Origin of the sequence: Agrobacterium radiobacter (genome assembly GCF_040801995.1) — a bacterium.
Lineage (GTDB): Bacteria > Pseudomonadota > Alphaproteobacteria > Rhizobiales > Rhizobiaceae > Agrobacterium > Agrobacterium radiobacter.
The window spans coordinates 149,239-175,995 of the sequence record NZ_JBEGHX010000003.1 but is presented as its reverse complement, the minus strand read 5'-3'; the positions used below and the strand labels follow the sequence as shown (position 1 = coordinate 175,995).

The following is a 26,757-nucleotide window of genomic DNA, read 5'->3' as shown; positions in this document are numbered from 1 at the left end:
AAAATGTATCAGGTATTTGAGTTTATCGACGGCCAGTTCAAGCGGCCGTTGGAGACCTTCGTCTCGGATGGAACGTCGAACATAGCCCAGTGGGTCACCGGTCCGTTGACGGTGGCAGTGACACTTTATGTCGTCCTCTACGGCTATCTCATCCTTCGGGGCTCGGTCCAGGAACCCATCCTTGACTTTGCCTTCCGCGCGATAAAGCTCGCGATCATTGTGATGTTGGTGAAGAACGCGGGCGGATACCAGACCTATATCACAAACATCTTTTTCGATGTTTTGCCGCGCGAGATCGCTCAGGCGCTGAATTCGGGAACGGTGCCGAGTGCCAGCACCTTTGACAGCCTGCTCGACAAGGGCCAGGCCTCTGCGACCGATATCTGGTCGAGGGCTTCCTGGCCGGTTGACATCGTCACAGGCGTGGGCGGCATGATGGTGATCGGCGTCAGCTTTCTTGTGGCGGGGATCGGCTATGTCGTCTCCCTTTATGCACGGTTGGCGCTGGCGATCGTCTTGGCGATCGGGCCGATTTTCATTGCGCTCGCCATGTTTCAATCGACGCGCCGTTTTACCGAGTCCTGGATCGGGCAGCTCGCAAACTTCGTGATCCTTCAGGTCCTTGTCGTTGCCGTCGGTTCGCTTTTGATCTCCTGCCTCGACTCGACCTTCACCGCAATCGACAGCTACAGCGACGTCCTTATGCGCCCTATTGCTTTTTGTGCCATCGGGATAGCTGCCCTGTACGTATTCTACCAGCTACCCGGCATTGCATCGGCGCTGGCGTCTGGCGGCGCCTCGTTGGTCTATGGTTACACGACCGCACGCGATGCGCATGAAGGCATGCTGGCCCGAGCAGCCTCCCACACCGGCCGGATGATCGGTCGCGGTGCTCGGTTTGCCCGCCGCGCCTTCGGATCAAGAAATGCCGGCGTATGACACCCAGTCCAGAACAATAAGTAAAGGTCTGCTGAATGATTAAGCCTGCCCTGTTACTCGCCTTCTCAGCCACGCTTGTCGGCTGCGCTTCGATGACCTACCCATTGCCGAACTGCGACGGATATTCGCGCCGCCCATTGAACCGCTCGATGTGGGACTGGGAGGGCGGCAGCAAGGTGAAACAGCAGCAATCCAACACGAGTTCGTCCACGTCCCTCACACCTTTCGTAAAAGAGGCCAGCGAGACTTCCGCTTTTGCGCATCTGGACATCGACGGTTCCTATCGCCGCTGTGAGGGATGAAACATGGTGACGACAGATAATCTCAAGAGCTACTTCGACAAAGCACGTCGTTTCGACCAGGACCGGATGATCCAGGTCGAGCGATCGAACAGGATTGCCTGGTCGATCGCCATAGTTTCAGGCATTGTCGCCGCTGTAGCCGTCTTCGCGGTCGCGTGTCTCACACCCCTCAAGACGGTTGAACCCTTTGTGGTGCGCGTCGACAATTCGACCGGCATTGTCGACGTCGTGTCAGCGCTGACATCGACGGCTGGCACCTACGATGAGGCGGTGACGAAATATTTCGCTGCAAAATATGTCCGGGCCCGCGAGGGTTACGTCTGGAGTGAAGCACAGGAAAATTTCCGCACCATCGCCCTCTTGTCGACGCAAGCGGAGCAAACGCGTTTCGCGGCCCTCTACCGTGGCAGCAACCCGCAATCTCCCCAGAATACTTATGGTCGCGGGGCTACAGCAAGGATCGATATCGCTTCAATCTCCCTCATCAATCAGAATGTCGTTTCCGTACGCTACATGCGAACCATCACGCGTGGCGAGGAAGTACGAACGACCCATTGGGTTGCGTCAATCACCTATTCCTACGCGAACGCTCCGATGTCCTCGACGGACCGGCTCGTAAACCCGCTCGGCTTTGTCGTCAGCGAGTATCGCGCTGATCCGGAGGAGGTGAGATGATGCGCATTCCTCGAATTCCTGCACTCATCGTGACCCTTTCGATGTCGCCAGCGTTTGCGCTTGAGATACCCCGAGGTGCCTCGCAAGACAGTCGGGTCCGGTTCGTGAACTACCAACCCTACAACATCACGCGGGTGGTCGGCACTCTGCGGTCGTCCGTACAGGTCGAGTTCGCGGCGGACGAGGAAATCGCCCATGTCGCGCTCGGCAATAGCGTCGCCTGGGAAGTTGCGCCGGCCGGCAACATCCTGTTCCTGAAGCCACGCGAGAGCCAGCCGGTGACGAATATTTCCGTGGTTACGACGCGCAGGGATGGCTCGACCCGCAGCTACCAGATGGAACTGACGGCGCGCGATGGCTCCGTGGAGGCTGGTCAAAACACCTACTTCTACGTGAAGTACAGGTATCCAGGCGATGACGCCGAGCTTCGCCGCCAGCAGGCAGCGTCGAGGGCTCTCGCGGCCCAGGCGAAGGACGCCGACAATGTGCTGGCGCTTCACGAAGCCTATGGCCCTCGAAACTGGCGCTATTCTTCTCAGGGATCGCAGGCACTGGAGCCGCAAAGCGTCTACGACAACGGCAAGATTACGACGTTCGCCTTTGTGGGTAACCAGGAAATGCCCGCGATCTATATGGAGAACTCCGACGGCTCCGAAAGCCTTGTTCCAAAGTCGGTCGATGGAGATCTGGTGATGGTGCACGCGATCAGCCGCAAGTTCATCTTGCGTCGGGGCAAGGATGTGCTTTGCGTCTTCAACGAAGCCTACGACCGCGTCGGTATCAATCCTGACACCAACACAACGTCTCCCTCGGTGGAGCGCGTCGTGAAGCGCGACGTTACCGGGCGATAGAGAAGGGAACAGTCATGGCTCAGGAAGACGAGGATCGCATCCCCGGAGAGCGTGCCGAAACCGTCACCAGTCGTCAGATCGACAACAGCCCTCTCTTGAAACGCGGCACTGTTGCCATTGCGATCATCGCGTTTGTCAGCTTCGCGCTTTGGTCGACGACGGGAAAGAAGGGAAGGGATGAAAATCTTCAGCCCGAACGGATCATTATTCGTCAGACGACCCCCTTCGAGGCCGCAAAAGAGAAAGTTGAACCGGACCAGGCGCTCCCTGAAGTAAAATTGCCAACTCCTGTCGTCGAACCGGTCATTGAAGAGCAGGATAAGCTGCTCGATTCCGCCCGCCGCGCGCCCGTGATGGCCTTCAGTGGAGGGCAGAGGAATCGGAAAGAGCTGAGGGAAAGCGACAGCTCTTATCCTTCCGACAACAGCAATTTCGTGCCGCTCGACAACAATATGTCTGTTCAGAACCAGCAAAACAATGAGCAGCATCGTTTCGATGGCCTGCTGCGGCCAACGCGGCTTGAAGGCTCAAGGGCCGGTACACTCGGAAACCGCAATTTCATCGTCGCGATGGGAACGACCATTCCCTGCGTTCTTGAAACCGCGTTAGCATCCGACCAGCCGGGATTTACCACTTGTGTGATCAACCGCGATGTCCTCTCTGACAATGGCAGGGTGGTCTTGATGGAAAAGGGCACGCAGGTTGTCGGCGAATATCGTGGAGGGCTTCAACGCGGGCAAAAGCGCCTGTTCATTCTCTGGAATCGCGCGAAAACGCCGAAGGGCGTTATCGTCACTCTCGCATCACCAGCAACCGACGCACTTGGTCGTGCCGGTGTCGACGGCCATGTCGACACCCATTGGTGGGAGCGGTTCGGCAGCGCTCTTCTGCTTTCCATTGTCGGGGACGCGACGAACTATGCAAGCAGTCGGCTGCAGGACAGCGATGTCGACGCGCAAAAAACAACGAGTGCCAGTCAACAGGCGGCCGCCATCGCGGTCGAGCAGTCCATAAATATCCCGCCGACACTCAATAAGCACCAAGGTGAATCGGTTTCGATCTTTGTCGCTCGCGATCTCGACTTTTCCGGCATCTACGGTCTTCGGGTGACCGAACCCAGAAACCGCGTTTTCGATCGTGCGGTCCTGGGGGATTTCGCGCCACGATCGACGCTCCTAACGAAATAGGGCGCGAAATGGCAGAGAGGCAGGACTCGGCTGTCGTCAGCGAGCTGATGAAACCGTTTTCGACATTCCTTCAGGACAAGTCTCTCCTAGAGGTGATCGTCAATCGGCCCGGGCAGGTGTTGACGGAAGGTCCCGGTGGGTGGCGGACCTATGAAATGCCGGAGCTGACCTTCGAAAAGCTCATGCGTCTTGCCCGGGCAGTCGCAAGTTTTTCCCATCAGTCGATTGATGAGACGCGTCCAATATTGTCGGCGACGCTACCCGGGAACGAACGAATCCAGATCGTCATCCCCCCGGCGACCATCAATGACACTGTCAGCATGACAATCCGCAAGCCTTCTTCGGTCGACTTCAGTCTTGATGATCTGGAGGAAAAGGGATTTTTCCAGACAGCGTGCGCAGCGACCAGTACCACCTCCTCCGCGCAGGATGAGGAACTGTGCGAAACATATCGTGCCGGCCGCTTTAAGGATTTCCTGCGGCAGGCCGTCATCGCTCGAAAAAACATCATTATTTCTGGCGCCACAGGTTCGGCGAAAACGACGCTTTCCAAAGCATTGATCAAGCATATTCCCGAAAACGAGAGGGTCATTTCAATCGAGGACACTCCCGAGCTCGTTATCTCACAACCGAACCACGTGCGCTTGTTCTACTCGAAAGGAGGGCAGGGGCTCTCGCGCGCCGGACCGAAAGAGCTTCTCGAATCCTGTCTTCGTATGCGGCCAGATAGGATTCTGCTTCAGGAGCTTCGCGATGGGACGGCCTTTTATTATATCCGGAACGTGAATTCGGGCCATCCTGGCTCGATAACCACGGTCCATGCGAACTCGGCCGAATTGGCTTTTGAGCAGTTGGTCCTGCTTGTTAAGGAGTCGGAGGGCGGCGCAGGCCTGGACCGCGCCGACATCGTGGGTTTTTTGAAGGCGAGTATCGATATCGTTGCTCAGTGCAGGCGACACAAAGGGAACTTTCGGCTGTCTGAGGTGTATTTCAGGGGCGAGCGTAGAGCCAAGGAATAGCAAATTGAGCGGTTCACCCAGTTCCTGGGTGCGGATTGGCGCAGCATTTCTATGAGGAATTCCATCTCGATTGTCGCCCTGATGTTTCTTGTCGAGTGTGTCTCTGTACCGAGCACCGAAAGCTGCACGGTAACCGGCTCATTTCTGAGTGAAACCGACAGAAACGGACATAAAACGTGGCTCACCTGCATTACGCGGGCTCTTGACGTCGTCATCTTTCTCACTCTGCATTCAACCGGGAAGGCATGCGGAATGTCACCGTCGATTTGTGAACAGGTTGCCGTCATCTGGAACGGGTGTCATAAGAGGCGTTGACCGGTAGGTCTACCGTCACCTCAATGACGGTCAACTTGTGTGAATGCCCGTCACGGCCGTTCCACTCGATCTGCTGTCCGGGAGAAAGACCAAATAGAGCAGCTCCAATCGGGGTCAGCACGCTGACCATTGAGCGTTCGATGTCGGCGAGGCCGGGGTAACAAAGAGTTACCGTCCTTCTGGCTCCGCCTTCCGTCAGGTAGGATACCGTCGAGCCGACCGCCACTGCGTCTGCGGGGAACTGGTCATCCTCTACGACATCAGCACGCTCAAGTTCGATAAGCAACTCCTCGGCATCGTCGAGGTCGCGCCCCGGTGCCGCGAGTGCAAGAGCGGTCAGACGAGCGTGGTCAGTCTGCCGGACGATGATGGACGGCTTTGTGTAATCGGTGGTGTTCATTTCATATGCCTCGTACCGCGGCCGAATAACTGCGTTTTTAAAAAGACTGCTTGTGGAGGGTGAAGTCGCGCAATCCCGCAGGATCAAAGCCCGGGTTCAGACGCGCGACAGCAGTCTACGTCCCGGGCTAGTATCCTTCGACGGGATACTCTCGGCAGAGGCGAAATCTATGGAAATTGCCAATTTTCAACATGGTGCCCTAATCATGGTATGCCTGAAGGGGAAGTCAAGAAGCGCGCCGTGAGACGCTGCCCGGTGCTTTTGATCTCGGCAAGTGCCCTTGACTTCATGGCACCTTCCATAAATGCTAGGTTGATCTTGAACGAGAGCAAAAGACGCGCAGTGAGCGCTTTCAGGGTCTGCCCCATCGCAGGATCGTAACCGGGTCCGGCCACTGTCGCCTGCCGGATCCAGAGTGGCTACGTCAACACGTTCGCCTTACCATCTGCGGCAAGTCTCTCTTCAAACACGTCAACGCCCTTCCTCTAGCGATGGGGTTGTTGCGCAGGTCACAATAAACATGTCTTCACTCAGCCAAACCATGCCCATAATCGGGGCAACAGACTTTCACACACTTAGCCGCCTAACGCTCGTGGCCCTGACCAATGATTTCGACGTCGGCCCCGACTTGAGTGAGAAGCTGGAAAACTCCTGGGTCTTGGCAGAGGAACAGGTCTCGCTCGACACGGTCTGCCTAGGATCAACTGTCTCGTATGCTGTAGAGGGGCAGCAACGCCAGGTTACCCTTGTTCTCCCGAATGAAGTGCTGGTAGACGCGGGCCGCTTGTCTGTATTGACGCCTGTTGGCGCGGCGCTCTTGGGCCTTAAGCCCGCGCAGCGCGGGAATAAGCGGAAGAATGAAATTGCCAAGTGTCTCGACCGGATGGGATCGCGTGACGATTTCAACGGGCATCGGCTCTCGCATGGTTGGCGCGGTCGACTGCTCGTCCTGACTTTCGACGGCGCGTGTCTGCAACTCGGCGCCGACACGCTCGACAACCTTGCTCAGATGTTCGAGCACACCATTCCCTGATCCTGCTTGGCTGAGCGCCTGAACCTTGGTGACGATATTGCGCTGATATGTCGGGATGTTTTCGGCAAGATTTGTCACCTGCGTGGCGACGACGAAACTGAACAGCGCAATTGCCATGAAGGCTGAGGCGACCGCCAAAATAACGGCGGCGATCTTGGGCGCAGAGTGTTTTCGGAGAAAAGAGACAATAGGTGCCAGAGTGAATGTCAGGAGGAGGGACAAGGCTAATGGCACGAAGATTTCCTGACCCACGTGCAGGATGACCGCGACGCCAATCAGAATGAGAATCGTTCGTCCAGAAAGCCTGGTGTTAGCCAGCGGACCTTGATGAGAAACGGCCATAAGTTTTCCGATGTCGTTTGTTGTTAAAGCGCCAGTGTCCATCAGCAGTCCGCCTTTAGATGCACCGATGAACTCAAAAAATTGTGCCATGTCCGCATCTGCTTTATGAAGATCAGCTTTAACTCGCGAAAGACGTTAAAGATGCAAGGGCGTGCCTCACATCTTTCTCTCGACCTAGCAGTCCTGTAGTAGCGCCAATGTAAGGGAAAATATTGCTTAAAAATTACTGTGGCCTATCAGAATCGAAAAAGGGGTGTGGGGCCTGAGGGATGCCGGGCGATTGGTGCTGTCACATAGACAGGATCGAGCCGATTGACTGGTTCGGTTTCAATGGATGCAGATAGCTTGCGCAACGCTCTTGAACGCAACTCTCCACATCCCCATTGATATTAGGCTGAGGCATATCTCTTTTATGGAGCACGATTGTATGACAGCGAGAACGTGGAGCGCCCACGGTACATCGGACGACTTCGTGGATAGTGCTGAGCGGCTCCGCCGTCTGCGGCGGCTGTCGGGCATCGCTCGTATGATGGACACAGCGATCCGCATTCCTGGCACGGGAATCCGTTTTGGTGCAGATTCCATCATGGGTTTGCTGCCACTGATTGGTGATGGTGCGGGCGCTATTGTCGGCCTGTATATCGTCAATGAAGCGCGCCGCCTTGGTGTGCCGCAGGAAAAGCTTGCGCGAATGGTTGGCAACATCGCCATGGATGCTCTTGTGGGCAGTGTTCCTGTCTTCGGTGATCTGTTTGATATTTATTTCAAATCGCACCGCCGCAATGTCGATATGATCATCCAGCACTTTGGCATCCATGGCGACGAGTTACGGCGGAAGCGCAAATAAGCCTCGACGATGGCCGAAAAATCCTGGCGGCGGTTCTGGAATCGCAGTCGGGGTGTACCGTTTCCTCATCGGTGGCCGAGACTGCGTCCTTCAGCCTGTGCACACATTATGGGCTGTCGCCTAGGGCGGGTAGGCTCAACTCGACCCTTGAATGCCGGATAGAGGCCGACCTGGGGGACGGAGTCGTCCCTGTTTCGCCGGGGTCAGCCGCCTTTCCCGCACGCTCGCAATCCACGCGAGGGCTGTCAAAATAAAAATCCAAATCTGGCCGCTGCTGAGTGCGCCGATATGCCATCCCGTGACGCAGCTAGAACGCCGCTACGCAGATCATCGTTGAAAGCTCAGGTCATGTTGCCTGTGACCAAATCACCAATCGGAGCGCTGGAATCAGAATTCCGCCAGTAAGGGAATCCTAAACGCGTTTCCGCGTTCAACGGACGTGCTCTATAAATCCAATGGAAATCAGCCTGTGCGACTCCTTTCACGAGCCAACAAAAGATAAAGATACCCCTTGTCTCAGTTCAACAGACCTAACTTTTTTCTAAGTGCTTCCGACCAGACCGCGTAGCCTGCCGCATTCAGGTGAACCAGATCGGGTAAATAATAACGGAACATCGGCAGGCCATTTTCACCAATGAGGCCGGCGTTCGGATCAAGCCATGTCGTGCGTTCGCGGCCGTTGCACCAGTCGCGCGCCGTCTGGTTGAAGAGATCGAATTCATGGCGGTATATCCAGCGCGCCGGACTGGGCTTGATCGCCAGAACAAAGACGTCCGCCTGCGGTAGCGCTCGAGAGACGCGATCGCGCAAATCCTGCAGGTGCACAAGCGTCGTCTGGGCCTTGAGGCCGTCGCTGGCAATATCGTTTTCGCCGAAATAAAGCACCACTCTGCCTGGCTTCAAGGGAACCAGGAGCCGGTCGAGGTAGTAGCTGGCAGAAAGGTAAGTGCCGCCGCCAAATCCCAGATTGACGATATCCAGCGAGCCAAGATCCTCGGTGATGGAGCTCCAGATTCGAAACGAGGATGAGCCATAAAAGGCGATCGGGTTGTCTGGAAGGCCGATGCGCTGAATGCGGGCCAGAACGGCAATGATATCGTTTTCGTAACGGCTGGTGCCGATATTGGCTGGGAAGTCGTACATGACGGTCCTAAAGATTGTCTTGAAAGCCGGATGCCGCCATTTCGGCAACCGGCGATCGGCAAGGGTTATAAAAGCGCTTGCTGCAGGACAGTCAGGGCGCCTTTTGGGAGGGCGTCATCCGCACCCATGGATGTCTTGAGCCCGAACACATCGGCGGCAACCAGATAGAGATCGTTCAGCCCGTCATTGCCGACGACAGCTGCCTCGTCTCCTTCCGCATACCATCCCGCCTCACGGGCCTGCCTAAATTCCTGTCCGATGACCAGTCCCCGCACATAGGAGCGCAGTTGGTCCGGCGAAAGCTGGCCGGCAAGCCCGCCGGTTCGCGCCGAAAACAGCAGCGACAGCATGGCGGCGGATCGTTTTGCCTCTTTCAGACCCCAGCGATAGGCCTCTGGATCATCCACCGGCGGCTGCGTGGCGCCGCGCGCGATGAAGGAATGATTGATGAGCAGGTTGAAGATTTCACCGGTTACGAACGTCTGGAAACCGTCGATCCGCTCCGCCTTCACGCGCACCCATTTGCTGTGGGTTCCAGGGATGATGAGGGTGGCGTCTTCGCCAAGGCCGTGGCCGACGATCTGGGTTTCTTCTCCGCGCATCACATCCGGAAAGGGCTGGCGGGCGGGGTCGTTGAGACCCGGCAGGAAGACAAGATCGGACCCGTTCGGCAGCGACCTGCGCACCGTGCCGGCGGCAAGCTCCGCCGGGCCTGCCGGGCACGGCACATAAGCGACTTCGACCCAGCCGTTGCGGCTGGTGATCATGCCGAGTGCGGCGACGGGCAAGGCCCCATGGCGCGAGAACCAGGGTGCGAGTGCAGCCATCAGAGCCGCCTCATGTTCACCCTTGCCAAGGCTCGAAATACCATTGGCGGTTTCAAGATGATCGAGTTCTTCGCCGCCTTCACCGACGAGCGCCGCCCTCAGTGATGTCGTTCCCCAATCGACGATGATCGATGTCGCCGCTGCTGCCATGTCTTGAACCTCCTCGTTCATTTCATCTTGGGGCTTGTCATAGGGTGCGAGTCTATATAGTGTCAATTAGTGAATTCAAGGTATCAAAATATGATACTTAATTGGGAGGAGAAAGATGGTGGCTGGCCTCAAGGGGATTTTGCCTGTTCTGCCCACGCCGTTTCTTGCTGATGGTGGCATTGACGAAGCGGGCATGAAGCGGCTGGTGGTCTTCGCGCTCGACAGGGGCGTGGATGGTGTCGTGTTTCCCGGTTTCGCCAGCGAGGTGGAGACTTTGAATGCCGCCGAGCGCGCGACGCTGCTGAAGATCGTCGTGGATGCGGTGGCCGGGCGGGTGCCGGTCGTGGCGGGTGCAAGTGCGGCAGACTGGCGTGACGTGGTCGAGCATGGGCGGGCAGCATCGGCGCTTGGCATTCGCCACCTGATGGTGCAGCCGCCCAAGTCGGTCGGCACGGATGCGCCGGCGCTGATCGAATTCCTCGGCAGGATCGTCGAGGCGCTGCCCGAGGTTGAAATCATCCTGCAGAACGCGCCTGCGCCGCGCGGCTCCGACCTTTCGCCGCAGGCGATCGTGGATATCGTGCGAGCCTTGCCGCAGGTTACCTATGTCAAGGAAGAAACGCTTCCCGCCGGCCCGGCCATCAGCCATATCATCGCCCATGCGCCTTCGACACTGAAGGGCGTCATCGGCGGCGGTGGCGCGCGTTACATTCTTGACGAATATGCCCGAGGTGCTACGGCGGCCATGCCGGCGCTGGAGATTGCCGAGGAACATGTGGCCATCGACCGGGCGCTTGTTGCCGGGCGGCAGGAGGAGGCTCGCAGGATCTATGTCCGCACCCTGCCGCTTCTGGTGCTGCAGGCGGTCTATCGCATGCGGCTGACCAAATATGTGCTCGCCCGCCGCGGCGTGATCGAAGGCGTCGGTGTGCGTGCGCCGACACCCGAGCTTGATGCGGCGGCCCTTGCCGATATCGACGCCAATCTGGTCGAACTCGGCCTTCTTGCCGCGGAGGCCGCATGAACAGCCCCATCGCAACCGTCGAAGTCTTCACGCTGACCCAGCCGCGCAAGGTTCCCTATCTTGGCGCGCTCAGGGAAGGCGAGGTAGTCAATCCCAATGGTTACATCGTGCGCAGGGGCAATCGCACGGTCTACCCCACATTCGACCGCAGCGTGCTGGTGCGCATGACGACCGAGGCCGGCATTGTCGGCTGGGGTGAGACCTATGGTATCGTCGCCCCCGGCGCGGTCGCCGCGCTGATCAACGATCTTCTTGCCGGTTTCGTGATCGGTCGCGATGCGTCCGATCCGTCCGCAGTCTATGACGACCTTTACGACATGATGCGGGTGCGCGGTTATACCGGCGGCTTTTACGTGGATGCGCTCGCCGCGCTCGATATCGCGCTCTGGGACATTGCCGGGCAGGAAGCGGGAAAATCGGTGCGCGACCTTCTCGGCGGCGGCGTGGACAGCTTTCCGGCCTATGTTTCGGGGCTGCCCGAAAAGACACTGAAGGCGCGCGGGGAACTGGCGAAATACTGGCAGGATCGCGGTTTTGATGCCTTCAAATTCGCAACGCCGGTGGCCGACGATGGCCCGGCGGCGGAGATCGCCAATCTCCGGCAGATTCTTGGCCCGCAGGCAAAGATTGCCGCCGACATGCACTGGAACCAGACGCCGGAAAGGGCGCTGGAACTCATTGCGCAGATGATGCCGTTCGACCCGTGGTTCGCCGAAGCGCCGGTCTGGACGGAAGATATCGCCGGGCTGGAAAAAGTATCGAAGGGAACAGACGTTCCGATCGCCGTTGGCGAGGAATGGCGCACCCATTGGGACATGCGCGCCCGCATTGAACGCTGCCGCATCGCAATCGTGCAGCCGGAAATGGGCCATAAGGGCATCACCAATTTCATCCGCATCGGCGCCCTTGCCGCCGAGCAGGGCATTGACGTAATTCCGCACGCGACAGTCGGCGCGGGCATCTTCCTTGCCGCCAGCCTGCAGGCGTCATCGACATTGCCGACTTTGAAGGGCCACGAGTTCCAGCACTCGATTTTCGAGCCCAACCGCCGGCTGCTTGCCGGCGACATGGATTGCCGCGAAGGCAGATATCACCTGCCCTCGGGCCCCGGACTTGGCGTCAAGCCGTCGGAGGCGGCGCTCGCTCTTATTGAACGTATCTGATTTGGTTTTCTGGAGGAGGAACCCATGACCAAAAGAATAAAAAAGCTGGCGCTTGGCACAGCGACCGCGATGCTAATGACCTTGACCGGACTTGCACCAGCGATGGCCGATACCGTTTTGAAATTCATATCCTGGCAAACGGACGATGCCGGCACTGGTGAATGGTGGCGTTCCGCCATCGCGGCCTTCGAGAAACAGCATCCGGGCGTCAGGATCGAGTTCACCAAGGCCGAGCGTAGTTCCTACGCCGACACGATGACGACGCTTTTTGCCGCCAATCAGCCGCCGCAGATCGTGCATCTCGCCTCCTTCGAATTCCAGATGTTTGCCGATAGCGGCTGGCTCGAACCGCTTGACCCGTGGCTGAAGAAGGACGGCATCGACATGACCGGCTGGGCCGGCCAGCAGAAATGCGAATGGAACGGCGAGACCGTCTGTATCATGACCAACTATTTCGGTTTCGTGATGGCCTACAACAAGAAGATTTTGGAAGAGGCGGGCGTCGCGGTTCCGAAGACCTATGACGAGTTTCTGGCGGCCGCAAAAGCCACGACCAAGGATCTGAACGGCGACGGCATTATCGACCAGTTCGGCACCGGCCATGAAACCAAGGGCGGCCCGGGGCAATATCTGACGGAGATGCTGAACTACATTCTCGACGCCGGCGCCTACTGGACTGACAAGGATGGCAACATCACCATCGATACGCCGCAGATGGTTGAAGGTTTGACCCGATGGAAAACCGTGATGAAGAGCGGCATCAGCCCGGTGGACATGAGCGCCAGCGACGTGCGTAAGCTCTTTGCCGACGGCAAGATGGCCATGCGGCTCGATGGGCCCTGGCTTTACGGCACGACCGAAAAGGGTTCGGCCAAGAGCGACATCGTTTATGTCGCGCCGCCGCTTCATCCGCCGCTCGGCGGGTCGTCCAACGTGCTGGCCATGCCGGCCGATATTCCCGACGACCAGAAGGCATTGGTCTGGGATTTCATCAAGCTGACAATGACGCCGGAATTCCAGCGCAGCTATGCCACCCTTGGCGGCAACACCCCGCCAAGCCCAAAGGCGGATGTTTCGGGTGTTGAAAAGACCATCCCGCATTTTCCGGTGCTGATCGAAACGATGAAGGCCGCGTCTGAAGCCGGTATCGACCGCATTCCGACCGGGCTTGAGCTTTTCTACAACGAGTTCAGCAAGATGGTGATGGAAGAAAGCCAGCGGATGATCATTCAGGATCTCGATCCGGCGGAGGTGGCGAAAACCATGCAGGCAAAGGCCGAAGCCATCAAGGGTTGATCCCGTTGTCTTGCCATGGCCCGCAAAGGGCTGTGGCCCATCATCCGCATCCGGCAGGAGGACCATCCATGACCGAACCCGTTCGGGCTGGGCGTCGCAAGTTTTTCGATCTTGCGCGTCCCAGCCGGCAACATCTCCTCGGCTATATTCTGATCGCGCCCGCGGTCCTGATGGTTGCCGCCATCATCGTCTGGCCGCTAGTTCTGGCCATCGACCTGTCGTTCCAGCAGGTCAAGATACCCCGGCTCGGCGGTGCCAGCCGGCCGTTTTCGCTGAGCAACTACACTTGGCTGTTCTCGTCGCCGGAATTCTGGCTGGCCTGCTGGGTAACACTGAAGCTGGTCATCGTCGTTACCGCCGGCAGCGTCGCGGTTGGCCTCAGCACGGCGCTTCTCGCCAATAACCGTTTCAAGGGCCGCACCGTCGCGCGGCTGGGCATGGCGCTGCCCTGGGCGGTGCCGGAAATCATCGCGGTCGTCATCTTCGCATGGATGTTCGACACATCCTTCGGCCTGTTCGGTTGGCTAGCGATCAAGCTCGGTTTCACCGATCAGATGATCCCGTGGGTCAGCAGTTCCACGGCCGCCTTCTGGGCAGTGGCGATCACCATGGTGTGGAAGGGTTTTCCTTTCGTCTCGATCATGTGTCTCGCCGGCCTGCAGTCCATTCCCGCCGATTATTATGCGGCGGCGAAGGTGGATGGCGCGAGTGTGTGGCAGCGTTTCCGCTGGATCACCATGCCGCTTTTGATGCCCGTGCTGGGCGTGACACTGGTGTTGACACTGCTGTGGGTATTCCGCGACTTTTCCATCATCAAGGTTCTGACCGGCGGTGGGCCGCTGCGTTCAACCCAGACGCTGTCGATCATGACCTACGACCAGGCCTTCCAGTATCACAATTTCGGCCGCGCCGCCGCCGTCGGCGTGCTGACGCTGGTGATCTGCATCGTCGCGAGCCTGCTGATGCTCGGCCGGCGTTCGAAATCGATCTATTGAGGAGGCTTTGATGAAACGGACACTTTTACAGAGCCTTGCGCTTTATGCGACTGTGATCTTCACGCTGGTGATGATCCTGTTCCCGGTCTACTGGCTGCTAGTCACTGCGCTTTCCACCACCGATGAGTTGTATCGCCTGCCACCGACCTTCTGGCCCGACGATGCGCAATGGGACATTTTCGCCCGGGTCTGGGCGGCAAAACCGATCCTGCTGTGGCTTTGGAATTCGATGCTGGCGGCGATCGGTTCGGTGGCGCTGTCGATGCTGGTCTCGGTCAGCGCCGGTTATGCGCTGTCGCGTTATTCCATGAGGGGCGGCGCGACCATGGGTCTCTTCGTCCTGACGGCGAAGATGCTGCCCGCGACGTTGCTCGTCATTCCGCTGTTTTCGATCTTTTCCAGCTTCGGCCTGATCGGCAGCCTGTGGACGCTGGTTCTGGCGCATTCGACAATGATCATTCCTTTCGCCACATGGATGCTGAAAGGCTATTTCGACACCATTCCAAAGGAGCTGGAACAGGCTGCCATGGTCGACGGCTGCTCGCCGATCGGCGCGATGGTGCGCGTCGTGCTTCCCATCGCCACACCGGGGCTTGCCGCCACCGCACTTTATGCCTTCGTGCTCAGCTGGGCAGACTATGCCTATGCGCGCACCTTCCTCGTCAACTCGCCGGACAACTGGACGGCCAATCTCGGCATCACCACGATGCAGGGCGAATATGTCACCTACTGGAACGACATTTCCGCCGCATCCGTGTTCATCGCGCTGCCGATCATCGCAATCTACCTGTTCCTGGAACGTTATTTGGTCGGCGGCCTCACCGCTGGCGCGGAGAAATAAGCATGGCCAATATTTCCATTCGCAACGTCAGCAAATCCTATGGCGCGCTCAACGTGCTCAGGCCCTTTTCGCTTGAGATCGAGAACGGCGAGTTCGTGGTGCTGGTCGGGCCTTCCGGCTGCGGCAAGTCGACGATGCTGAAAATCCTCGCCGGTCTCGAACCCGCAAGCGAAGGGCAGATATTCATCGGCGATAACGAAGTCACGGATCTGGCGCCGGGCGACCGCGACATCGCCATGGTGTTCCAGAATTATGCGCTTTATCCGCACCTGACTGTACGCCAGAATATCGGCTTCGGTCTTAAGATGCGTGGTACGGACAAGGCGGAAATCGATCGCAGGGTCGACGATGCCGCGCGCATTCTGGAGGTGACGCCCTATCTCGAACGCAAGCCCAAGGATCTGTCGGGCGGCCAGCGGCAGCGCGTCGCGCTTGGCCGCGCCATCGTGCGCCAGCCTCAGGCCTTCCTGATGGACGAACCCCTGTCCAACCTCGATGCCAAGCTGCGCGTCCACATGCGTGCCGAAATCGGCGCTTTGCACAAACGCATAGGGGTCACCACCGTTTATGTGACCCATGACCAGGTGGAAGCCATGACCATGGCGGACCGGGTCGTCATCATGCAGGGCGGCATCATCCAGCAGATCGCAGCGCCGGACGAGCTTTTCAACAACCCGGCCAATCTTTTCGTTGCCGGTTTCATCGGCTCGCCGGGCATGAATTTCCTCAATGCGGAACTGCGTGACGGCATTGTTACCCTGTTTGGGCAACAGGTTTCCCTGCCGGGCGCCGTCGGCCGCCAGGGCAGCGTGATCGTCGGTCTGCGGCCGGAACATCTCGTTCTGGGCGATGCGCCGGTCACCTTCGATGTCCGCCCGACGCTGGTGGAAAGCCTGGGATCGGAAAAATACGTCTATTTCGATGCGGAAGGCGCAAGGGTCGCGGATGGCGAGGAGGGCAAGTCCAAGGGGCTGATCGCGCGCGTTTCGCATACCGGCAACCTTCCCGGTGATGAGGCGCTCCGGCTCGGTTTCGATCCGGCCCAGCTTTATCTCTTCGATGCAAAGACCGGAGCACGGCTATGATCCTCGTCACCGGATCGGCAGGCCGTGTCGGCCGTGCCGTTGTCGCCGACTTGCGCATGCAGGGCCGCGCCGTTCGCGGTTTTGATCTCAGGCCATCAGGAACCGGCGGCGAGGAGGTCGTCGGGTCTCTGGAGGATGCGCAGGCACTGTCCGACGCCATCAAGGGTGTGAGCATCGTCCTGCATCTGGGCGCCTTCATGTCATGGGCTCCGGCGGATCGCGACCGCATGTTTGCCGTCAATGTCGAGGGCACGCGCCGGATTCTGGATGCGGCTTCAGCGGCTGGCGTACGGCGGTTCGTCTTCGCCTCCTCGGGTGAGGTTTATCCGGAAAACCGTCCGGAATTCCTGCCGGTCACCGAGGACCATCCGCTTTGCCCCAATTCGCCCTATGGTCTGACCAAGCTTCTGGGCGAAGAGCTGGTGCGCTTTCACCAGCGAGGCGGCACCATGGAAACGGTGATCCTGCGGTTTTCGCATACGCAGGATGCGGCGGAACTGCTGGATGAGGAGAGTTTCTTTTCAGGTCCCCGGTTTTTCCTGCGGCCGCGCATTCGCCAGCAGCAGAATTTCGGAAACACTGCGATCGCCAAGTTGCTCCAGTCCCGCGATATCGGTGAGCCGTCGCACATTCTGGCGTGCAATGAAAACGGCCGGCCGTTCCGTATGCATATAACTGATACGCGCGACATGGTGGCGGGTATTCTGCTCGCTCTCGATCACCCCGAGGCGGCGGGTGGCACCTTCAATCTGGGTGCCGATGAACCGGCCGATTTCGCCGCGCTTCTGCCGACGATTGCGGCACTGACCGGCCTGCCCATCGTGACAGTCGATTTTCCCGGCGACGGCGTTTATTACCATACGTCCAACGAGCGGATCAGAAACACTTTGGGGTTTGAAGCGGAATGGACGATGGACCGGATGCTGGACGACGCGGCGGCCGCAAGGCGGCAGCGACTCGCGAAGGAGCAGAGGCGATGAAACCGGAGACGCCGGGCGGCACGGCGGCGCTGGCCAAGGGGCTGACCTTGCTCGATATGGTTGCCGATGCGCCGGAACCGCTACGTTTTGCCGAGCTGCTGCGCGCCTCCGGTCTGCCGAAGCCTACATTCGCGCGCATCCTGCGCACCCTCATCGCCTATGGCCTCGTCCGTCAGGATGAGGCCCGTGGCACTTATGTTCTGGGCCAGCGTTTTCTGGAAATGTCCCATAAGGTTTGGGAGAGCTTCGATCTCGTCTCGGCGGCGACGCCGGAACTGGAGCGGCTGGCCGCTGAACTAGGGGAGACGGTTGCGCTGTGCCGGCTTGACGGCACCATGACGCAATATCTGGCCGAGCGTTCGCCGAACGGTCTTTCGGTGCGCGTCGAGGTGGGACGCCGCGTTCCCCTGCATTGCACGGCCCCGGGCAAGGCGCTGCTCGCCTTTCAGGATCCCGCCGTCGGCCGCGCCCTGCTGGATCGCCTGACGCTCGATCTGCAGACACCCAAAACCATCACCACCCTCGATGCGCTGCAGGCCGATCTGACGCTGACGCGGGCGCGGGGCTATTCGATTTCTTACGAGGAGCATCTGCCGGGGGTGAATTCGGTCGCCGCCCCTGTCATGGGCCGTGACAATACGCCGATGGGTGTGCTCGTTGCGCTTGGGCCGTCATCGCGGCTCGATTCCTCCAATATCCATCCCGCCGGGCGCGAATTGATTGCTGCCGCCCGCCGGATTACCGGTGCCGCCGGGGCCGTGGCGATCAGCTCGCGGCCACGACCGCGTTCGGTAACGGGCCGCCCCAGCGCTGAACTCAGCTGCATTCTGCCATGGGGTGCGCAACTCGGGGAAAGCCCGGTCTGGCACGAAGGGGAAAACGTGCTCTACTGGGTGGATATCCTGCATCCGGCGGTGCACCGCTTCGATCCCGCCACTGGCCGCAACGAAACCTGCGAGACCGGCAAGCTGGTCAGCGCCGTCATTCCGGTCGCCGGAGGGCGATTGCTGGTGGCGTCGCAGGATGGCGTCGAATGGCTGGATTTCGCCTCCGGCCGGCTGACACCCTTTGTCAGCCCGGAGGCTGGCATCGCCGACAACCGCCTGAACGATGCCAAATGCGGGCCGGATGGCGCGATCTGGGTCGGCTCGATGCGGATCGATGCCTCCAAACCCACGGGTGCGCTTTATCGCATCAATGCCAATGGCGCATCCGAGCGCAAGGAAGGCGGCATCATGGTTTCCAACGGTCTCGGCTGGAGCCCCGATGGCAGGACCTTCTATTTCGTCGATACCGTGCCCGGCCTCATCCATGCCTATGAATGCGATCCGGCGACGGGCGCCCTGTCGCAGCGCCGGGAATTCGCCCGCATTCCGGTGGCCGATGGCCGGCCGGATGGTCTGGCCGTGGATGCGGAAGGTGGGGTCTGGTGCGCCATCTGGGATGGCTGGTGCGTGCGCCGTTATCTTCCGAACGGCAAGCTGGATCAGGTGATCGACATGCCGGTGCCGCGCCCTTCCAGCATCGCCTTTGGCGAGCCGGACCTGTCGACGCTGTTCATCACCAGCGCCCGCACGCGCCTGCCTGCATCCACACTCGCCGACGCGCCGCTCTCCGGCGGCCTGTTTTCCTGCCGCCCGGGAATTGCCGGCGCGCGCATCTCGCTGTTTGAAGGATAAAGCATGCGTCTCGAAAGCGTCTTTGGATTGAAGGGCCGCACGGCGCTTGTCACCGGTTCCAGCCGTGGAATAGGCGCTGCCATTGCCGAGGGGCTGGCGGGTGCGGGCGCCCATGTCATCCTGCATGGCGTAAAGCCGGATGCCGCCGCAGCCGTGCAACACCGGATCGTCGCAAGCGGCGGCACGGCACAGGAACTGGCGGGCGATCTGTCCGAACCCGGTGCAGGTCATGACCTCATCGAACGCGCCGAGGCGATTGCACCGGTCGATATTCTTGTCATCAATGCCAGCGCCCAGATCAATGCCGTGCTGTCGGAACTGACGCGGGACGATCTGGCGTTTCAGCTGGCGGTCAATCTTGGCTCGACCGTGGACTTGCTGCAGGCGGCCCTGCCGCGCATGGCGGCCCGCAAATGGGGCAGGGTGGTTTCCATCGGCTCGGTCAATCAGCTGCGGCCGAAGGGCGTCGTTACCGCCTATGCCGCCACCAAGGCTGCGCAGCATAATCTGGTCCAGAGTCAGGCGCGGGATTATGCGCGCGACAATGTGTTGCTCAACACGCTCGCTCCCGGCCTCATAGACACCGACCGCAATGCCCACCGTCGTGATGGGGATCCCGAAGGCTGGACAGACTATGTCCGGACGCTGAACTGGATGGGCCGTGCCGGGCACCCGGAAGAAATGGTGGGTGCCGCCATCTTCCTGTCGTCCGAGGCTTGCAGTTTCATGACCGGGGAGAGTATTTTTCTGACGGGCGGGTATTGACGGATTTGCTGGCATAGCTGAGCGGGATAACAAATATCCTGGTATTGGGGTGCTGACGCTACGACCGCACGCCCGTCATCACCATCCGCTCGGGCATAAGCGAGGCAACCCAGCCGCCGGAAGTGTCGCAGCAGGTATTCAAGGCCCTTCAACCATTGATCGCTTCGCTTCCCGTCGGTTACCGCATCGAAATGGGCGGCAGTATCGAGGAACCTCTCAAGGCGAATGTCGCGCTGATAAAGATTTTCCCGGCCATCGTCGCTGCCATGCTCATCGTCATCATTCTTCAGGTCTTCAGCCTGTCGACGATGACGATAGTGATGCCGACAGGGCCGCTGGGGCTTGCCGGCGTGGTTCCGATGTTGCTCGTTTTCAACCAGCCCTTTGGCTTCGACGCCATCCTAGGCTTGATTGGATTGGCGGGCATCTTCATACACAATACCCTGATCCTGACGGAACAGATCAAGGAAAACGAGCGGCCGGTCTGGATGACTACTATGCCGTCATCGAAGCGATCGTGCAGAGGACACGACCCATTATTCTGACAGCACTCGCTGCTGTCCTCGCCTTCATTCCGATAACGCACTCGGTCTTCTGGGGATCTATGGCCTAGACGCTGATCGGCGCGGGCGTTAACACGCTTGGCGCGTTGATGCGAATACGCCGACGACATTGTCTTTTGCTTCCCAAGCGCAAGGTCATCGCCTTGTCTGCGGCCTGCGGCTCAACCTCCCTCGGATCGGAGCGTAGGGTTCTCCGGAAAATCCATAATCAGTTCATAGGCTGTGCTGCGCCCCCCAGCATCTCCTTTTCGGAGGATACCTTTCACTAGCAGGTCCGCAATGTCGCGGGACGCTGTATCCTGGGATGCGTTCGTTAGTTTCGCCCACTTCGTTGATGTAAGCTTGCCCTCGAAGTTACCTTCTAGCAACCTGTTGAGAACCTTGGCTTGTCGTGGGTTAAGATCATGCGCAGCATGCTTTTGCCAGAAATCATTCTTCAGCATGACGTTGTCGAGGGTTGCCAGCGCGCCTCCAACAGCGTTGCCCAGACGATTCAGGAACCACTCGATCCAACTCGTGATATCGAGAGCATCATTGCTTGTGATCGATTGCAGGGCTTCGTAATAACCAATGCGCGACCTCTCGATAGCGGCAGACATGGAGTAAAGCCTCTGTGCGCCGCCGCCACTACGTGCAAGTGTCATGTCGGCGATTGCACGGGTTATGCGGCCGTTGCCATCACCGAAAGGATGGATGGCTACGAACCAAAGGTGGGCGACAGCCGCTTTTACGAGAGGATCGAGATCATGCGTTTCGTTGAACCATTCGAGGAAGGTCGACATCTCACGCTCTAAGCGATCTGCCGACGGCGCGACATGGTGAACTTTCTCGTATCCGAACGCGCCTGACACGATTTCCATACGACCGCCTGAGTCGTCACGCCAATTGCCGACACGCAGCTTGTGACCCCATTCGTTTCGTCCGGTCGGAAACAGTGCTGCATGCCATTGAAATAGCCGCTCTGCCGTTAGTGGGTGCGAGCAATTGATCGTGGCGTCGAGCGTGATATGGACAATACCCTCAACAGAGCGGTTCGGCGCCACGAACCCATCGATGTCGATACCGAGCCGCCTGGCTAATGATGATCGGACCTGTTGTTCATCTAGTCGCTCTCCTTCGATCGCCGACGACTTGACGACGTCGTCTGTCAGCGCCTGCAGGAACGTTGCCTCGCGCGTACGAAATCCGAGGCTCTCGACACGGCCGATAAGACGCCCCTGATCGAGGCGTACGGCCGCAAGCCTTGGTGCCAAGTGCTCGAGTTTCCATTCGAACTTCGGCCATTGGGGAGATTGCCAGATATAAGTCATAGTGGAGGATAAGATCCAGATGCGGAGAATAGCAAGTGCAATGTCCGCAATTATGCGGATATTATTCCGTTTAATCTCCGCGTCATAAGCATTTTGATCCAGAGTGCTGAGTTTCGGCAGAATTTGCGCCACGTTTCCATTTCGCGTTGTGTCACCTAATCTCACCTAGGGTGTTGACTGGAAACGTCTTTTGGTGGTGTGAGCGGATCGCTCCGAAATGAAAAAGTGGGTCAAATTCGTGCAATAATCAACAATCCAGGACAATGCTGCGGTTTATGAACTCGACTGACCGGTTGGCGTAACCTTAAATTTTTTCGACCGGTGCTCTTGAATCGGAAATTCCCAAAAACCAAATCGTTTGCCGCCAGCCGCTGAAACGAGGGCTGGCTGGGAGCGCCGCCTTTCGGCGCTTCCGTACCCATGTTGCTTCAAGGAGGATATGGCTATGGCAACATCTTATGACTACGCACCGCTGTTCCGCTCGACCGTTGGCTTCGACCGGGTTTTTAATCTTCTCGAAAACGCACAGCGCGCCCGCTCGATCAGCGACTGGCCACCCTATGACATTGTCAAGACCGGCGATGACACCTACCGGATCACGATTGCGGTGGCCGGCTTTGCCCAGGACGATCTCGATATCACCTTCCAGTCCAACCTTCTGACCGTCACGGGCAAGAAGCAGGAGGCGGCTATTGACGGCTATCTGCATCGCGGTATTGCCGGCCGCCCGTTCGAACACCGGTTCGAACTTGCCGACCATGTCCGGGTAAACGGAGCGGACCTGAGCAACGGTTTATTGTCGATTGATCTGGTGCGTGAGATCCCCGAGGCACTGAAGCCGCGAAAAATTACCATCGAAAGCGCCCCAGCTTTGGCATCTGCAGCTCCGGCACAGATCGAAGCGCAGAAGGCAGCGTAACTCGCATTGACTGCAGAACAAGGGCGCCGTCGCGACGGCGCCCATCAACATTCCGGGTTGGGAAGGAGAGAGCGATGAAACCCGATATGTTCAGACAGCCTGTTTCCATTCTTGTCGGCCTCGGCTTTCCGGCAGAGGTTCGCAGCGTAATGGACGCCTACCGGCATCTTTCCGAGTGGCCGGCCTCAAACCGGGACACCGCGCATTCGATCGCGCTCAAGGCATGCAGGGCCGCGCTGCGTGGTGAAATCGAAGCCGAGACAGCGCGCGGCCTGTTTGCTGCCTTTGCCGAGAAACATGATCTGCTGGCGCCGGAAACCAATGTGATCGCCGCAACGCGCTTGCGGAGAGACAAAGATCCGCACGTGTTGTGAGGTGGTGGGACGATGCACGATTTGCTCCAGCAGGCCACCAACAATGCGATGGCGATGGGACCGACGGTCCTGCTTCAGGGTATGCAGCTTCGGCGACCGATCGACGTGGTGAGAGCGCCGGCCCTTTCCGTCGATGACAAGCGCGCCATTCTTGCAGCATGGGCGTCGGACTTTTACGCTGTCGGTTCCAAGCCAGCACTCCGTCAGCTACCGGGAACAACTCCTGTCTCGATCGATGAGGTGCAGGCTGCCCTGAAAGAACTCGATCAGCGCTACGGTTTTTGATGGCCGGCGCGTTCAGGCGGCCCGCTTCATCGACTTGGCGAGCCGCTTGATTGCCTGCTCTAGTGAGCGCTGTCCGTCGCAATAATCCTGCCAGGCGCCCGTATTATCAAGAAGAGCCGGCGCGGTGCGGATCGTGAACCGCTTCGGATCGAGATCTGTCTTCACTTGGGCCCATGTCAGCGGCATCGATACAGTGGCACCGGCACGGGCACGCGGAGATAAAGGCGCAACAGCGGTCGCCATGCGGTCATTGCGCAGGTAGTCGAGGAAGATGCGGCCATTGCGCTGGTTCTTCGCCATCTTGATCAGATAAAGTTCCGGGTTCTCGCGCGCCATCTGCAGGCAGACGTCGTGCGCGAAACCCTTTGCCGCGGGCCGCGCCAGCTTCTTGCCCTTCGCGACAGCAAGGGGCGTGACGACGTGAAGGCCCTTGCCGCCGGTGGTCTTGCAAAAACTGACGAGGCCGAATTCCTCCAGCCGGTCACGCATCTCGCGGGCGGCTTCGACGACGGTGGAGAAGGGGACGTCCGGACCCGGATCGAGATCGAAGACCAGGCGACCCGGCACTTCAGGGAGTTTCGGCTCGCAATTCCATGGATGGAGCTCGACGCCGCCGATCTGCGCGATCGCGGCCAAGCCCTCGACGCGATCGATCTGTAAATACGGCTTCTTGTCGCCGAAGACCTGCACCAGTTCCAGAAGATTGGACGTCCCCGGCATCGCATGGCGCTGAAAGAACTGCTCGCCGCCGATACCGTCAGGCGTCCGGATGATCGAGCACGGGCGGCCCTTGATATGATCGATCAGCCAAGGGCCGACGGCCTCGTAGTAACGAGCCAGTTCCACCTTCGTGACCGGTTCGCCATCGTTGGCGTCCGGCCAAAGCGGTTTGTCCGGGTTGGAGATCAACATGCCCATGACATCTTCCTTGCCGCCTTTGCGCGGCGGCTTTGCGGCCGTTTGGGTTTGGCCTGTGTCTCCGGATCGGGCGTTTTCATCTCAGCTGGTTCGACCGGCTTTTCGGCGACGACTTCCCCTGCTGGCTTGTCTTCCCGCAGTCCCTTGAAGGCCGCCTGGCGGACAAGCCCGTCGGCGGTCCAGCCGGCGAACTCAATCTCCGCCACCAGTTCCGGCTTGACCCAGACGACGTTGGGATCCTTCTTCGGCGCCCCGATACCGGTAAATGGTGACTTGGCCGTCTCCAGCGTGCGGAGCTTGGGCAGCAGGGCATCGACCTTGCCGGCGCCATAGCCCGTGCCAACACGGCCGACATAGACGAAGTGGCTGCCGCGGTTGACGCCGACCAGCAGCGAGCGGAACTTACCGTTGGTCGTGGCATATGCGCCGATCACCACCTCATGGCCGGCCCGACATTTGGATTTGGCCCAGGTCTCGGTGCGGCCGGATTGATAGGGAGCATCCGCCTGTTTGGAGACGATGCCTTCGAGCGACAGCTTGCAAGCTGACTTCAGGACGGCGTCGCCGCCGGTCTCGAAATGCTCGACGAAGCGCAGGCGGGGATCCTCGCCTGCGTCATCGAGCAGTTTCTGCAGCCGATCCTTTCGCTCGATCAGCGGCAGTTCCCGAAGATCCTCGTCAGCCTGGAACAAAAGGTCGAACGTGAAATATACCAGTTCGTCGGTCTTGCCTTCCGAGAGCGCCGCCTGAAGTGCTGCGAAGTCTGGCGCGCCGTTCTGATCGAGAGCGCAGATCTCGCCGTCGATGATGGCGTCAGGAAGCGCGGCGCCGGATTCGGCGATTGCCGGGTACTTTGCCGTCCAGTCGAGACCTTTGCGGGTTTTGAGCGTCGCTTTTCCGTTTTCGATGCGCATCTGGATCCGGTATCCGTCGAACTTGATCTCGTGGATCCAGCCATCGGCGGCAGGCGGACGCTCGCGCGTCTCGCAGAGCTGCGGCGCGATGAAGTCCGGCATTGCGGCCTTCGCTGTTTTGGCAGCTTTGGCCGGCGCTTTCTTCTTGGTTTTGGTTTCGGCTTTGCGCTCTTCCGCTGCAAGGCCGTGATTGCTGTCCCAGACCGCATCCGCCTGGATCTCGCCACTCTGGACCATGAACGGCTTCGGCTTCCTGCCTTTGCCGGCGGCAATCGCTTCCATGGTTCGACCGGAGGCGACCGACGTTGTGTTGTCCTCGAGGACCGCAGCACCGTTCTCCTCGACCGAGAAGTCGTCATGATGTTTGATCAGCAGCCAGTTGGTCCGCTTGCCCCCGTCGCGGTCGTTGCGCATCCGCACCAGAACGAAGCTGCCATGCAGCCGCTCGCCTTCCAGGGTGAACTTGAAGTCGCCCTTGGCCAGCGCCTGCTCGGGCGTCTTGCTGCCTTCAGGCTCCCAATAGCCGCGATCCCATAACATCACCGTGCCACCACCATACTGTCCCTTGGGGATCGTGCCTTCGAAGTCACCGTAGTCGAGCGGGTGGTCCTCGACCTCGACCGCCAACCGCTTGTCGTGCGGATCGAGCGATGGTCCCTTGGTGACGGCCCAGGACTTGAAGACGCCATCGAGTTCGAGCCGCAGATCGTAATGCAGCCGCGTGGCGTCGTGTTTCTGGATGACGAAGCGCCTGCGGTTCAATGCCTTCAGCTTCGCTGCGCCGCTCGGTTCTTGCGTCTTCTGAAAATCGCGCTTCTGCTTGTAGGTCGAGAGCTTGTCGCTGGCCATGGCTGTCCCCGGTTAAAATCCGCCTCCCGTCTCGGATGAAGACGGGGACGAGGCGCGGGCCGGACAGGTAAGACGCTCGGCTGCCGTTTCGTTGGCCGCGATGAGAAACCGGAAAAATCATCGCGTTCGTCATCCCTGTCACGTCCGGTTGACACAGCACGCGATCTCAACAAGCAAAAAGCAACAGATTGTTGTTTCGTTCCATGGATTTGAATAGGAGCGCCATCGGCTCTGAATGATCGACCTGGTCCCGTCCGAATTGGTGTACGCGCGTTAGCATAACTGCGCTGCAGCGGGGGCGGTGTGCCTCCTGAATGAACTCAGGCATGGCGGTATTCGGCTTCCGCGGGCTCGGCTTCTTCCACGCAGTCAGGGATGTCGGCGCGAAAAGTCCCTCATTGCGGTGAGAACCGGCATCAGATCACGGCCGGAAGCTGCAAGATCATATTCAACACGTGGAGGCTGCTCGTTGTAATCGTGTCTCCTCACGAGGCCATCGTCTTCGAGATCTCGAAGATGTTGCGTTAGCATTTTCTGCGAAACACCCGGAATATCCCGCAATAGCTGCGACGTCCGCATTGGAGCCTTTTCAAAAAGGCGGAACAAGATTGGAAGTTTCCATCGGCCCTCGACCATATTGAGCGTTCTCGTTACGTGAGCGACCGAACCGTCCGGGCCTAGGCAGACGTTTCGATCGTCTTCCAATTCCATAGGCACTTTTAAGTGCGTAATTGCCTCATTCACGGTGCTGTCCTTTAGTTGCGTCC

General features: G+C 59.1%; 25 protein-coding genes and 3 pseudogenes. 21 read left to right on the top strand and 7 right to left on the bottom strand.

Annotated features, from left to right (window positions below; genetic code table 11):
• Window positions 1–3 precede the first annotated feature (3 nt).
• From MRBLRC7O_RS24390 to virB11, 6 genes are read left to right on the top strand one after another with little or no spacing between them, the layout of a single operon-like run.
• Window positions 4–939, top strand: coding sequence for a TrbL/VirB6 family protein (locus MRBLRC7O_RS24390; protein WP_111792071.1), 936 nt, complete (start codon window positions 4–6; stop codon window positions 937–939).
• Window positions 940–974: 35 nt separating this feature from the next.
• Window positions 975–1,241: a hypothetical protein gene (locus MRBLRC7O_RS24385; RefSeq protein ID WP_111797041.1), complete on the top strand. Its 267-nt coding sequence runs from the start codon at window positions 975–977 to the stop codon at window positions 1,239–1,241.
• 3 nt (window positions 1,242–1,244) lie between these two features.
• Window positions 1,245–1,916 (top strand): VirB8 family type IV secretion system protein, encoded by a 672-nt coding sequence (locus tag MRBLRC7O_RS24380; RefSeq protein ID WP_003517248.1) that lies wholly within the window; start codon window positions 1,245–1,247, stop codon window positions 1,914–1,916.
• A complete protein-coding gene (virB9, locus tag MRBLRC7O_RS24375) occupies window positions 1,913–2,767 on the top strand; it encodes a P-type conjugative transfer protein VirB9 (protein WP_019565728.1) in 855 nt (284 codons plus the stop codon). The genes MRBLRC7O_RS24380 and virB9 overlap by 4 nt, the downstream gene beginning before the upstream one ends.
• Before the next feature lie 14 nt (window positions 2,768–2,781).
• Window positions 2,782–3,954 (top strand): type IV secretion system protein VirB10, encoded by a 1,173-nt coding sequence (virB10, locus tag MRBLRC7O_RS24370; RefSeq protein ID WP_111797040.1) that lies wholly within the window; start codon window positions 2,782–2,784, stop codon window positions 3,952–3,954.
• 8 nt (window positions 3,955–3,962) lie between these two features.
• Complete coding sequence (gene virB11 / locus MRBLRC7O_RS24365) at window positions 3,963–4,973, top strand: P-type DNA transfer ATPase VirB11 (protein WP_111792073.1); 1,011 nt, start codon at window positions 3,963–3,965, stop codon at window positions 4,971–4,973.
• A 283-nt stretch (window positions 4,974–5,256) separates the two neighbouring features.
• Here the strand turns inward: virB11 and rnk are convergent, their stop codons facing one another.
• Window positions 5,257–5,688 carry a nucleoside diphosphate kinase regulator gene (gene rnk, locus MRBLRC7O_RS24360; RefSeq protein ID WP_111834550.1) on the bottom strand — a complete coding sequence of 144 codons (432 nt, stop codon included), beginning with the start codon at window positions 5,686–5,688 and terminating at the stop codon, window positions 5,257–5,259.
• Window positions 5,689–6,208: 520 nt separating this feature from the next.
• Between rnk and MRBLRC7O_RS24355 the strand changes: the two are divergent.
• Window positions 6,209–6,457, top strand: a pseudogene (locus MRBLRC7O_RS24355) (GreA/GreB family elongation factor); the annotation flags it as partial.
• On the opposite strand, the gene MRBLRC7O_RS24350 reads toward MRBLRC7O_RS24355, so the two are convergent.
• Window positions 6,389–7,063 carry an AI-2E family transporter gene (locus MRBLRC7O_RS24350; protein ID WP_367727732.1) on the bottom strand — a complete coding sequence of 225 codons (675 nt, stop codon included), beginning with the start codon at window positions 7,061–7,063 and terminating at the stop codon, window positions 6,389–6,391. The pseudogene MRBLRC7O_RS24355 and the gene MRBLRC7O_RS24350 overlap by 69 nt on opposite strands.
• 427 nt (window positions 7,064–7,490) lie before the next feature.
• Here MRBLRC7O_RS24350 and MRBLRC7O_RS24345 point away from each other — a divergent pair, with 427 nt between their 5' ends.
• Window positions 7,491–7,910 (top strand): DUF4112 domain-containing protein, encoded by a 420-nt coding sequence (locus tag MRBLRC7O_RS24345; RefSeq protein WP_080865259.1) that lies wholly within the window; start codon window positions 7,491–7,493, stop codon window positions 7,908–7,910.
• A 516-nt stretch (window positions 7,911–8,426) separates the two neighbouring features.
• On the opposite strand, the gene MRBLRC7O_RS24340 is transcribed toward MRBLRC7O_RS24345, so the two are convergent.
• Window positions 8,427–9,053, bottom strand: coding sequence for a GDSL-type esterase/lipase family protein (locus MRBLRC7O_RS24340; protein WP_111792075.1), 627 nt, complete (start codon window positions 9,051–9,053; stop codon window positions 8,427–8,429).
• 65 nt (window positions 9,054–9,118) lie between these two features.
• Window positions 9,119–10,030, bottom strand: a complete 912-nt coding sequence (locus MRBLRC7O_RS24335) for a 2-dehydro-3-deoxygalactonokinase (protein WP_087747448.1) — start codon at window positions 10,028–10,030, stop codon at window positions 9,119–9,121.
• A 115-nt stretch (window positions 10,031–10,145) separates the two neighbouring features.
• Here MRBLRC7O_RS24335 and MRBLRC7O_RS24330 point away from each other — a divergent pair, with 115 nt between their 5' ends.
• The 10 genes and pseudogenes from MRBLRC7O_RS24330 to MRBLRC7O_RS24285 form a co-directional block, all read left to right on the top strand.
• Window positions 10,146–11,054: a dihydrodipicolinate synthase family protein gene (locus MRBLRC7O_RS24330; protein ID WP_080865256.1), complete on the top strand. Its 909-nt coding sequence runs from the start codon at window positions 10,146–10,148 to the stop codon at window positions 11,052–11,054.
• The gene (locus tag MRBLRC7O_RS24325; protein ID WP_111797038.1) at window positions 11,051–12,217 is read left to right on the top strand and encodes a mandelate racemase/muconate lactonizing enzyme family protein; all 1,167 of its coding nucleotides are present in this window, start codon (window positions 11,051–11,053) and stop codon (window positions 12,215–12,217) included. Before MRBLRC7O_RS24330 ends, MRBLRC7O_RS24325 begins: the two co-directional genes overlap by 4 nt.
• A gap of 24 nt (window positions 12,218–12,241) precedes the next feature.
• Window positions 12,242–13,513 carry an ABC transporter substrate-binding protein gene (locus MRBLRC7O_RS24320; RefSeq protein ID WP_080865254.1) on the top strand — a complete coding sequence of 424 codons (1,272 nt, stop codon included), beginning with the start codon at window positions 12,242–12,244 and terminating at the stop codon, window positions 13,511–13,513.
• Window positions 13,514–13,581: 68 nt separating this feature from the next.
• Window positions 13,582–14,508, top strand: coding sequence for a carbohydrate ABC transporter permease (locus tag MRBLRC7O_RS24315; protein ID WP_046800464.1), 927 nt, complete (start codon window positions 13,582–13,584; stop codon window positions 14,506–14,508).
• A 10-nt stretch (window positions 14,509–14,518) separates the two neighbouring features.
• The gene (locus tag MRBLRC7O_RS24310; protein ID WP_020811821.1) at window positions 14,519–15,349 is read left to right on the top strand and encodes a carbohydrate ABC transporter permease; all 831 of its coding nucleotides are present in this window, start codon (window positions 14,519–14,521) and stop codon (window positions 15,347–15,349) included.
• Window positions 15,350–15,351: 2 nt separating this feature from the next.
• The gene (locus MRBLRC7O_RS24305; RefSeq protein WP_020811820.1) at window positions 15,352–16,434 is read left to right on the top strand and encodes an ABC transporter ATP-binding protein; all 1,083 of its coding nucleotides are present in this window, start codon (window positions 15,352–15,354) and stop codon (window positions 16,432–16,434) included.
• Window positions 16,431–17,414, top strand: a complete 984-nt coding sequence (locus tag MRBLRC7O_RS24300) for an NAD-dependent epimerase/dehydratase family protein (RefSeq protein ID WP_111797037.1) — start codon at window positions 16,431–16,433, stop codon at window positions 17,412–17,414. Before MRBLRC7O_RS24305 ends, MRBLRC7O_RS24300 begins: the two co-directional genes overlap by 4 nt.
• Complete coding sequence (locus MRBLRC7O_RS24295; protein ID WP_112540249.1) at window positions 17,411–19,093, top strand: SMP-30/gluconolactonase/LRE family protein; 1,683 nt, start codon at window positions 17,411–17,413, stop codon at window positions 19,091–19,093. Before MRBLRC7O_RS24300 ends, MRBLRC7O_RS24295 begins: the two co-directional genes overlap by 4 nt.
• A gap of 3 nt (window positions 19,094–19,096) precedes the next feature.
• Window positions 19,097–19,858 (top strand): SDR family NAD(P)-dependent oxidoreductase, encoded by a 762-nt coding sequence (locus MRBLRC7O_RS24290; protein ID WP_111785334.1) that lies wholly within the window; start codon window positions 19,097–19,099, stop codon window positions 19,856–19,858.
• A 56-nt stretch (window positions 19,859–19,914) separates the two neighbouring features.
• A pseudogene (locus MRBLRC7O_RS24285) lies at window positions 19,915–20,468 on the top strand (efflux RND transporter permease subunit); the annotation flags it as partial.
• A gap of 114 nt (window positions 20,469–20,582) precedes the next feature.
• Here MRBLRC7O_RS24285 and MRBLRC7O_RS24280 read toward each other — a convergent pair.
• A complete protein-coding gene (locus tag MRBLRC7O_RS24280; protein ID WP_367727723.1) occupies window positions 20,583–21,863 on the bottom strand; it encodes a Fic family protein in 1,281 nt (426 codons plus the stop codon).
• Between the two features lie 313 nt (window positions 21,864–22,176).
• Between MRBLRC7O_RS24280 and MRBLRC7O_RS24275 the strand changes: the two genes are divergently transcribed.
• The 3 genes from MRBLRC7O_RS24275 (at window position 22,177) to MRBLRC7O_RS24265 (ending at window position 23,309) form a co-directional block, all read left to right on the top strand.
• Window positions 22,177–22,650, top strand: coding sequence for an Hsp20 family protein (locus MRBLRC7O_RS24275; protein ID WP_111797035.1), 474 nt, complete (start codon window positions 22,177–22,179; stop codon window positions 22,648–22,650).
• Window positions 22,651–22,724: 74 nt separating this feature from the next.
• A complete protein-coding gene (locus MRBLRC7O_RS24270) occupies window positions 22,725–23,024 on the top strand; it encodes a DUF982 domain-containing protein (RefSeq protein ID WP_111797034.1) in 300 nt (99 codons plus the stop codon).
• A 12-nt stretch (window positions 23,025–23,036) separates the two neighbouring features.
• On the top strand, window positions 23,037–23,309 hold the full coding sequence (locus MRBLRC7O_RS24265; RefSeq protein WP_111797033.1) for a hypothetical protein: 273 nt from the start codon (window positions 23,037–23,039) through the stop codon (window positions 23,307–23,309).
• Window positions 23,310–23,321: 12 nt separating this feature from the next.
• Here the strand turns inward: MRBLRC7O_RS24265 and ligD are convergent.
• Together ligD and MRBLRC7O_RS24255 are read right to left on the bottom strand one after the other, a co-directional pair.
• Window positions 23,322–25,990 (bottom strand): annotated as a pseudogene (gene ligD, locus MRBLRC7O_RS24260) (DNA ligase D).
• Window positions 25,991–26,359: 369 nt separating this feature from the next.
• On the bottom strand, window positions 26,360–26,734 hold the full coding sequence (locus tag MRBLRC7O_RS24255; protein WP_162686281.1) for a winged helix-turn-helix transcriptional regulator: 375 nt from the start codon (window positions 26,732–26,734) through the stop codon (window positions 26,360–26,362).
• Window positions 26,735–26,757: the final 23 nt, after the last annotated feature.

Bases quoted from the DNA above. Each gene is read 5' to 3' on its own strand.
- MRBLRC7O_RS24340 (WP_111792075.1), bottom strand. From the start codon at position 9,053: ATGTACGACTTCCCAGCCAATATCGGCACCAGCCGTTACGAAAACGAT.
- MRBLRC7O_RS24295 (WP_112540249.1), top strand. From the start codon at position 17,411: ATGAAACCGGAGACGCCGGGCGGCACGGCGGCGCTGGCCAAGGGGCTG.
- MRBLRC7O_RS24390 (WP_111792071.1), top strand. From the start codon at position 4: ATGTATCAGGTATTTGAGTTTATCGACGGCCAGTTCAAGCGGCCGTTG.
- MRBLRC7O_RS24385 (WP_111797041.1), top strand. From the start codon at position 975: ATGATTAAGCCTGCCCTGTTACTCGCCTTCTCAGCCACGCTTGTCGGC.
- MRBLRC7O_RS24320 (WP_080865254.1), top strand. From the start codon at position 12,242: ATGACCAAAAGAATAAAAAAGCTGGCGCTTGGCACAGCGACCGCGATG.
- MRBLRC7O_RS24330 (WP_080865256.1), top strand. From the start codon at position 10,146: ATGGTGGCTGGCCTCAAGGGGATTTTGCCTGTTCTGCCCACGCCGTTT.
- MRBLRC7O_RS24380 (WP_003517248.1), top strand. From the start codon at position 1,245: ATGGTGACGACAGATAATCTCAAGAGCTACTTCGACAAAGCACGTCGT.
- MRBLRC7O_RS24270 (WP_111797034.1), top strand. From the start codon at position 22,725: ATGAAACCCGATATGTTCAGACAGCCTGTTTCCATTCTTGTCGGCCTC.
- MRBLRC7O_RS24275 (WP_111797035.1), top strand. From the start codon at position 22,177: ATGGCAACATCTTATGACTACGCACCGCTGTTCCGCTCGACCGTTGGC.
- MRBLRC7O_RS24305 (WP_020811820.1), top strand. From the start codon at position 15,352: ATGGCCAATATTTCCATTCGCAACGTCAGCAAATCCTATGGCGCGCTC.
- MRBLRC7O_RS24290 (WP_111785334.1), top strand. From the start codon at position 19,097: ATGCGTCTCGAAAGCGTCTTTGGATTGAAGGGCCGCACGGCGCTTGTC.
- MRBLRC7O_RS24310 (WP_020811821.1), top strand. From the start codon at position 14,519: ATGAAACGGACACTTTTACAGAGCCTTGCGCTTTATGCGACTGTGATC.
- MRBLRC7O_RS24300 (WP_111797037.1), top strand. From the start codon at position 16,431: ATGATCCTCGTCACCGGATCGGCAGGCCGTGTCGGCCGTGCCGTTGTC.
- rnk (WP_111834550.1), bottom strand. From the start codon at position 5,688: ATGAACACCACCGATTACACAAAGCCGTCCATCATCGTCCGGCAGACT.
- virB11 (WP_111792073.1), top strand. From the start codon at position 3,963: ATGGCAGAGAGGCAGGACTCGGCTGTCGTCAGCGAGCTGATGAAACCG.
- MRBLRC7O_RS24350 (WP_367727732.1), bottom strand. From the start codon at position 7,063: ATGGCCGTTTCTCATCAAGGTCCGCTGGCTAACACCAGGCTTTCTGGA.
- MRBLRC7O_RS24265 (WP_111797033.1), top strand. From the start codon at position 23,037: ATGCACGATTTGCTCCAGCAGGCCACCAACAATGCGATGGCGATGGGA.
- MRBLRC7O_RS24335 (WP_087747448.1), bottom strand. From the start codon at position 10,030: ATGGCAGCAGCGGCGACATCGATCATCGTCGATTGGGGAACGACATCA.
- virB10 (WP_111797040.1), top strand. From the start codon at position 2,782: ATGGCTCAGGAAGACGAGGATCGCATCCCCGGAGAGCGTGCCGAAACC.
- virB9 (WP_019565728.1), top strand. From the start codon at position 1,913: ATGATGCGCATTCCTCGAATTCCTGCACTCATCGTGACCCTTTCGATG.
- MRBLRC7O_RS24345 (WP_080865259.1), top strand. From the start codon at position 7,491: ATGACAGCGAGAACGTGGAGCGCCCACGGTACATCGGACGACTTCGTG.
- MRBLRC7O_RS24315 (WP_046800464.1), top strand. From the start codon at position 13,582: ATGACCGAACCCGTTCGGGCTGGGCGTCGCAAGTTTTTCGATCTTGCG.
- MRBLRC7O_RS24325 (WP_111797038.1), top strand. From the start codon at position 11,051: ATGAACAGCCCCATCGCAACCGTCGAAGTCTTCACGCTGACCCAGCCG.